Here is a 6,849-nt window from a genome sequence, read left to right as displayed (position 1 = left end):
AAAGGAGGTTTTAAAAAAGGCCACGGCCTTCTTCGCGAGAGAGTCGAGCTGAGATACCAGTTCATCGAGTCGGAGAAGGCCTCCTTCCCAGTGGCGGTGCTGTGCCGTGTCATGGACGTCAGCCGCAGTGGCTTCTATGCCTGGCGTCAGCGTGAACCCGATGAGCAGCGCCAGTGCCTGCACCGGGAGGTCAAGGACATCCACGATCAGAAACGTGGTAGCTATGGGAGCCGGCGAATGGCCAAGGAACTCCGTCGCAGAGGTCATACGGTCGGTCGTTATCAGGCGCGTAGCCTGATGCAGGAAGCGGGTGTCGCCTGCCGACAGCGTCGCCGCTACCGGCATACGACGGACAGCGACCACGCGCTGCCAGTGGCTCCCAACCTGCTCAAGCGGCAGTTCACGGTGCCTGAGCCCAATCAGGCGTGGGTGGCCGACATCACTGCCATTTGGACCTTGGAAGGCTGGTTGTACCTGGCGGCCGTGCTGGACCTCTACGACCGACAGGTCATCGGCTGGGCCATGGCCGACCATATGAAGACGTCACTCACCCTGGACGCCCTGGAGATGGCAATTGGCCGCCGACAGCCTCCCCGAGGCGTGCTTCACCACTCGGATCGCGGTAGCCAGTACGCCTCTCGTGCGTATCGCGAACGACTGGCAAAGCACGGGTTCCTGGCCTCCATGAGCCGCAAGGGGAACTGTTGGGACAATGCGGTCATGGAGCGCTTCTTCGGCTCTCTGAAGAGCGAATGGCTGGAGGGACAGCGGTATTGGACCCGCCAGTCAGCGAGGCGCGACGTCGTGACCTATATCGAGATGGAGTACAACAGCTGCCGGCTCCACTCGACCCTTGGCTACCACACGCCGAGGGAGATCGAGAAAATCGCGGAAGCAGCTTAATAAAAGTGTCCGCTACGACTTGACCAGAACAGCGTGCGCCGTAAAGACCATGAAACGCCGAGCCGCCCTGGTGACCGTGGACCTCGATCGGCAGGCCGTCGATGTCCACGGTCAGCTGCTTGGGGCGCTCGCCATGCTTCAGCGAGGCCAGGCGCCAGACCACCAGTCGCAACAGGCCTTCGTGCACGGTATCGATGTTGTCGTCGCGGCCAAGGCACGTTAGCAGTCGTGACAGCGTGGCTTGAGATGGTCGATCTTGGTCCAGGGGCGTCATCCCGCGGGCATCGCTGCAGGCCAGCTGCCAGAGCGGGTCACGCCGCAGCATGTCGGTATCGCTGAGATCGATCCAACCCATCGCCCGCTGCAGCACCAAGGTGCGCAGCTGACTGGCCAGCGAATGACGGACGCGCAGCGGGTGGCGTCGATCAATTAGGTTATCTTCGAGCGCCTCGATCACGCCGCTGTTATCGAGGGCTTCACGCAGCAGCAGGGCGCCGCTGTCGCTGGTGGTGCGTTGGCCGCTGAGCTCGACACGGACAGAACCGTTGCACGAGGGCGTCCAGGCGGATAGTCTTTCACCCATGGCGAGTGGTCCTCTTGAGTCGTGTTCTGCTAGGAACAGTTTGATTCTACAAGAGAAAACCACTCGCCATCTTGATTTTTAGTGCTGCCCCATGAATAAGGCGGGATAAAAATATTTAGGTTTTCTTATTCTTTTTTCATATTTGGTTGTTAGTTATTATATTTAATATTCCAGTTAAGCAAGTAGAAAAGAGGTGGGTGATTCGTAGAAGAGGTATAATGTTGGCGCATAGGCTCCGCATCAAACCGTATTGGACCAATGTGGCGTAGCAATGCTAGCTTTAATTTTGATAATAATAAATTTAGGAAAAATGTGATGTATAAATTGAAACTAAAAAAAGTCCATAACTTCACGAGGCTCTGATGAATACCGCAGCAAAGATAATATTGACTTCACTGTTAGTAGCTGTTGCTGGGCTGCAGTTTTCTCAAGTAATCACCAGGTATGTCTTAGGAATATCATTCATGGGGATGCAGGATATGTTGATGTATCCTGTTTTATGGCTATATATATTGGGCAGTGTAAATGCATCTCGAGAAGACCAACAAATAAGAGCGAACGTTTTGGAGATATTTCTCAAAAGCGATTGGGCAAAAAAGGTCCAGCTAATTGTATCTGATGTGGTCAGTTTGTCAATAGCTTCATGGCTTACTTTTTGGGCTTGGGATTTCTTTATGTACTCTCTAAAAACGGAGAAGATGACCCCCGTTCTGTATTGGCCAACAATTTACTCAGATGCGGCACTATTCTTAGGGCTTCTTGCAATGAGCTTGTTTACAGCGATTAATATAGTGACTCGCTTTGTTAGCTTGAATGATAAGAAAGGGGCGCTTAACAATGCTTGAGTCAGCAGCAGTTGCACTTGGTGTGCTTGTATTCCTGTTAACTATTGGGGTGCCTCTACCCTATTGCTTTGCTGGCGGTATGCTGGCCATGGTGCTGATGGGCGATGCTGTGATGAACGGCGTTATGCTTTGGGGCTATGCACAGATTTCTTCACCTGTTTTGCTTGCAATACCTCTGTTTGTTTTTGCCGGCACCATAATGAGTGTGAGTGGAATTGCTGAAGCCCTGCTAAAATTAGTTAACGAATTTGTTGGAAGAATTAAAGGTGGTTTGGGTGTTGTTGCCACAGTCAGCTGTGGCATTATTGGCGCAATTTCTGGGAGTGGTTTGACTGGAGTAGCTGCTGTCGGCCCTGTGCTTATTCCAGAAATGGAAAAGCGAGGTTACCCCAGGTCTTTTGCTGCGGCTCTCATAGCTAATTCATCCGTTCTAGGGCTTTTGATCCCCCCGAGTGTTACCATGATAATATTCGGCTGGGTGACAGAGACATCTATACTTGCAGCCTTCTTGGCAACATTAGGCCCTGGTCTGTTGGTCGCCTTTCTTTTATCTGTTGTTAATATTATTATGTCGCGTAAGTTTGATCTTATTCTTGATGATCCGTTGCCACTTAAGGAAAAGGTTAGTTCTGTAGCTAAGAGAAGTTTTTCAGCTACGCCTGCTCTTTTAATGCCGGTGATTATACTGGGTGGGATTTATGGCGGAATAATGACTCCTACAGAGGCTGCTGCTGTTGCAGTGATATATGCCATACCGGTTGGCTGGCTCATTTATAAAGGATTAAGCTTCAAAAGCTTGCTTTCGGCAGGGAAAGAGGCAGGTACATCTGTTGGCGCCATACTTATCATGATTTTCTTTAGCTTGATTCTTAGTCAGATGTTTGTCATGAATGGTGTGCCGCAGGAATTAGTAGATGCTGTTTTTTCAATATCCGAAAACAAGTATATCTTGTTGCTGTTAATTTGTTTGATGTTGTTCGCGCTGGGCATGGTTGTTAACGATATTACTGCAATTATCCTCGTCGCTCCGCTGCTTATGCCATTAATGCAAGCTATGGAAGTGAGTCCTATTCAGTTTGCGGCGATAATTGGTGTTAGCACAGCAATGGGCGGTGTTACGCCTCCATATGCAAGCATTCTTTACTTGGCTGCCAGGGTTGGTAATACTAAGTTTTCTGAAATTATCAGGCCTGCAATGATTATGCTGTTTTTTGCCTACATGCCGGTAGCGCTTCTAACAGCATATTGGCCCGGTTTGTCAATGGCCATTCCGGGCCTATTCGGCTACTGAGTAGTAGCTAAATTCCGGTGTTGAATAATTAAAAACCAGGAGTAACTCATGAAACTTAAAACAGCTTCCGCAATTTTTTTGGGTGCTATTGTTTCTCTCGACGTAACTAGTGCTATGGCTAGCACGCTAAAAATAGCTCACATTAGACCGCAAGGTACTGAGCATGATCAGAATGTGAAAGCTTTAGCGGAGTCTGTTACATCTAAAACCGATGATGTGGACTTTAGGGTTTTTGCTGCAAGCTCTTTGGGTGATTACACCACAGTTCAGGAGAGGGTGTCTGTAGGTGCCGTGGAAATGGCACTTCAACCAATTTCCAGCAGTGCTGATAAAAAGCTACAAATTGGGCTTCTACCCTATCTCGCATCTGATTGGGATCAAGCAAAGGAAATATTTGGGCCAGGTTCCCCTATCCGCGAGGCAGTTGCTGAGCGTTATGATGAACAAAATATAAAAGTATTGGCAGGCTATCCTGTCTATTTTGGTGGGATCTCTTTGAATAGGGAGCCTGTCGAAGTGGAAAGTGTTAGTGACAAAGGTGGGGTGAAACTCAGGGTACCTCCATTTAAAACATTCTCCCTTCTAGGTGAGGCATTGGGTTATATTAGTTCTCCGCTCCCATTCTCTGAGGCATTTACTTCTATTCAAACTGGTGTTGTTGATGGAGCTATAGGTGCTGGTGCCGAGGGGTATTATAACTCATTGAGGGATGTTACTCAGTATTACATTCCTCAGAATACTCATTTCGAGTTCTGGTACTTGTTGGTCAATGAAGACACATTTGACAACCTTAGTAGCGAGGCTCAGTCTGCTCTTCTGAGTGCTGCGGAAAATTTTGAGTCACAACGTTGGGAGCAGGCCGAGTCTTCACAAGAGTTTAATGAAAAGCGCCTGGCTGAGTCCGGGACAGAGATTGTTGAAGTTTCTAACGAATTGCTTGAAAAAAGTGCAGAGGTAGCAAGAAGTCAGGTATGGCCTGAGATAATTTCTGATATGGGAGAAGACTGGGCTACACCAATTTTGGAAGAAGCTGTAGGGTACTCTGCTAAGTAATTTTCGAATCACCCTGGGGCGTTATTTCTTTAACGCCCCAGGCTTTTCAGTATTTCCATATTGATAACTCTATTATGAAAAAAAAGAACGTCGTAGTAATTGGTGCTGGGATAGTCGGTAGCTGTTGTGCACTGCGGATGGCCTGTGAAGGTTACTCTGTTACCTTGTTGGATAACCTTAAGCCAGGCAATGGTTGTTCATTTGGTAATGCGGGTGGTATTAGCTCTGCTTCCATAATCCCAATGGCCATACCGGGTATTTGGAAAAAAGTTCCTGCTTGGTTGTTTGATAGTGATGGTCCACTATCTGTTCGCTGGAGGCACTTGCTTAAAGTTTCTCCGTGGCTGTTAAGGTGGATAATGGAGTCAGGTGAAGACCGCTCTACATATTCATCTAAAGCGCTTAAAGATTTAAATCACGATGTTTTAAACCAGTATAAAAAAATGCTGGGAACAGTAAATTTTAACAATCTTATTAGGACTACTGGGCATCTTCATGTTTTCAAACAAAAGCCCAGTTCTAAAGGGGATTTTTTTGTTAAACGAATTCGTGAGGAGGCAGGGATTTGTTTTGAGGAGTTTTTTGATAGAGATGTTAATGTTGTCGAGCCATCTCTTTCTAAAGAAGTAAAATATGCGATTTTGATAAATGATGCTAGCTACACTGTGAGTCCTCATCGCCTTGTCAATACCTTGGTTGAGGCTTTTGAAGAGATGGGTGGCAACTTTGTTCAGGATCATGCTAAAGAAGTAGTCGCTTCAGAGTATGGAGTTAAAGTAATTACAAGGTTGAGCGCTTTAGAAGCTGACTACGTGGTAATTTGTGCGGGAGCTTTGTCTAAAGAGTTAATGAAAAAAGACCTGAGCAAGGTTAAGCTTGAAAATGAAAGAGGCTACCATGTTAATTTGGTGTCGCCAAACTTTATGCCTAGTTTTCCTATAGTCTCAGGGGATTATAAGTTTTTTTCTACCCCTATGGAAGATGGCCTTAGGCTAGCAGGGACAGTGGAAATTTCTGGGCTTAGAGCTCTCCCTGACTGGTCAAGGGCAGATATATTGTTGAGGAATGCTAAGCGAATTTTTCCTGATCTTTCTGCATCTGGATCTGAAGTTTGGTTTGGCGATAGGCCTTCTTTTCCTAGCAGTATTCCGTTAATTGACGTATCTCCTGTTCATGAAAATATCTTTTATGCATTCGGTCATGGACATTATGGGATGTCAGGTGCTCCAGGTACTGCTGAAATAATTGCCAACATGATTAAGGGGAAGCCGCAAAAAGTTGATATTTCACCATTCTCTTACTCTAAGCATATCTAACCCCTGAACCATTGAAATCGGCCCCTCAAATGCTTCTAACTGTAGGGTCCTACTGGTTGTTCCGAGTAGTGAGTAATCTGCGCTTTGCTGTGCGAGGTGATGAGCTCGCTTGACTCTCCATGCTCGTGTCGTAAGCTCACTCATGCAAGTGCCGCCTACGGCGGCCCGGTGGTCTCGACCGGCACCAACCGAGGCACCCCAGCACCCAGGCGTTTCGAGGGTGCGCCGCTTGGCGGTACGCCACCTCCCAAGGCCTCGCGCATCCCGAGACGAGGCTGCCCATCCGGGTTGGATGCCGCATCTCTTCTTCGGCACTTATGTGCCATCACCCACCAGGGGATTCACATCCCCGGTGGGGAAGGTGTGTCCCCTGTGTGCACTACCGCAGGAGATCCACCATGAAATCCTACGATATGTCGTTTCTGGCTCGTGACCACGGCTTTGCGGGCAAGGTCCGCATCAGCGAGCGGGTCATGGACGACTGCATGTACGTCGCAGAGCACGTGGTCTCGGAGCATGGGGTTACGCCCATCGAACGATTCCAGATGCTGCTGCAGAGCGTGGCCCGCCAGCTGTCCGGGTACCCAGCAGGGACCCAGGCGGTGCGGCTGACTCACCATCGCATCCCGCCCAGCGGGAATCCCCACCAGCCTCTGGCTCTCGAGCTCGAGGCGTTGGTCGTGCAAGGTGACCGCCAGCATGGTGACTACCTGCTGGTGGCACGCCACGACGAGCTGAACCACGCGCAGCTTTTCGCCGCGTAACCCTTCCTCACTACCCACCCCGACCGGGACATCGCTCCCGGAGGGGGGCGGTCTCGGTCATGTCCGGAGGTTCTGGTCATGACACACACTTCAG

Annotated in this window: 6 protein-coding genes and 1 pseudogene; 6 read left to right on the top strand and 1 reads right to left on the bottom strand. The window is 49.1% G+C overall.

What is annotated here, in order from left to right:
* Positions 1–903, top strand: a 903-nt coding sequence (locus Q673_RS0117895; RefSeq protein WP_081711938.1) for an IS3 family transposase, incomplete at its 5' end; no start/stop codon positions are given.
* Positions 904–913: 10 nt separating this feature from the next.
* Here Q673_RS0117895 and Q673_RS35720 read toward each other — a convergent pair.
* Positions 914–1,525, bottom strand: a pseudogene (locus tag Q673_RS35720) (transposase); the annotation flags it as partial.
* A 323-nt stretch (positions 1,526–1,848) separates the two neighbouring features.
* Between Q673_RS35720 and Q673_RS35715 the strand changes: the two are divergent.
* The 5 genes from Q673_RS35715 to Q673_RS20440 all read left to right on the top strand — a co-directional run bounded on the left by Q673_RS35715 (position 1,849) and on the right by Q673_RS20440 (position 6,755).
* Positions 1,849–2,331, top strand: a complete 483-nt coding sequence (locus Q673_RS35715; RefSeq protein WP_081711937.1) for a TRAP transporter small permease — start codon at positions 1,849–1,851, stop codon at positions 2,329–2,331.
* Positions 2,324–3,622, top strand: coding sequence for a TRAP transporter large permease (locus tag Q673_RS0117890; protein WP_031217503.1), 1,299 nt, complete (start codon positions 2,324–2,326; stop codon positions 3,620–3,622). Before Q673_RS35715 ends, Q673_RS0117890 begins: the two co-directional genes overlap by 8 nt.
* 48 nt (positions 3,623–3,670) lie before the next feature.
* Complete coding sequence (gene dctP, locus Q673_RS35710; protein WP_081711936.1) at positions 3,671–4,675, top strand: TRAP transporter substrate-binding protein DctP; 1,005 nt, start codon at positions 3,671–3,673, stop codon at positions 4,673–4,675.
* A 74-nt stretch (positions 4,676–4,749) separates the two neighbouring features.
* Positions 4,750–5,991, top strand: a complete 1,242-nt coding sequence (locus tag Q673_RS35705) for an NAD(P)/FAD-dependent oxidoreductase (protein ID WP_081137642.1) — start codon at positions 4,750–4,752, stop codon at positions 5,989–5,991.
* A gap of 398 nt (positions 5,992–6,389) precedes the next feature.
* A complete protein-coding gene (locus tag Q673_RS20440) occupies positions 6,390–6,755 on the top strand; it encodes a hypothetical protein (protein ID WP_023004485.1) in 366 nt (121 codons plus the stop codon).
* Positions 6,756–6,849: the final 94 nt, after the last annotated feature.

It is taken from the genome of Halomonas sp. PBN3 (assembly GCF_000475415.1).
GTDB classification, from domain to species: domain Bacteria; phylum Pseudomonadota; class Gammaproteobacteria; order Pseudomonadales; family Halomonadaceae; genus Halomonas; species Halomonas shengliensis.
This window is presented reverse-complemented; position numbering and strand designations above follow the sequence as displayed.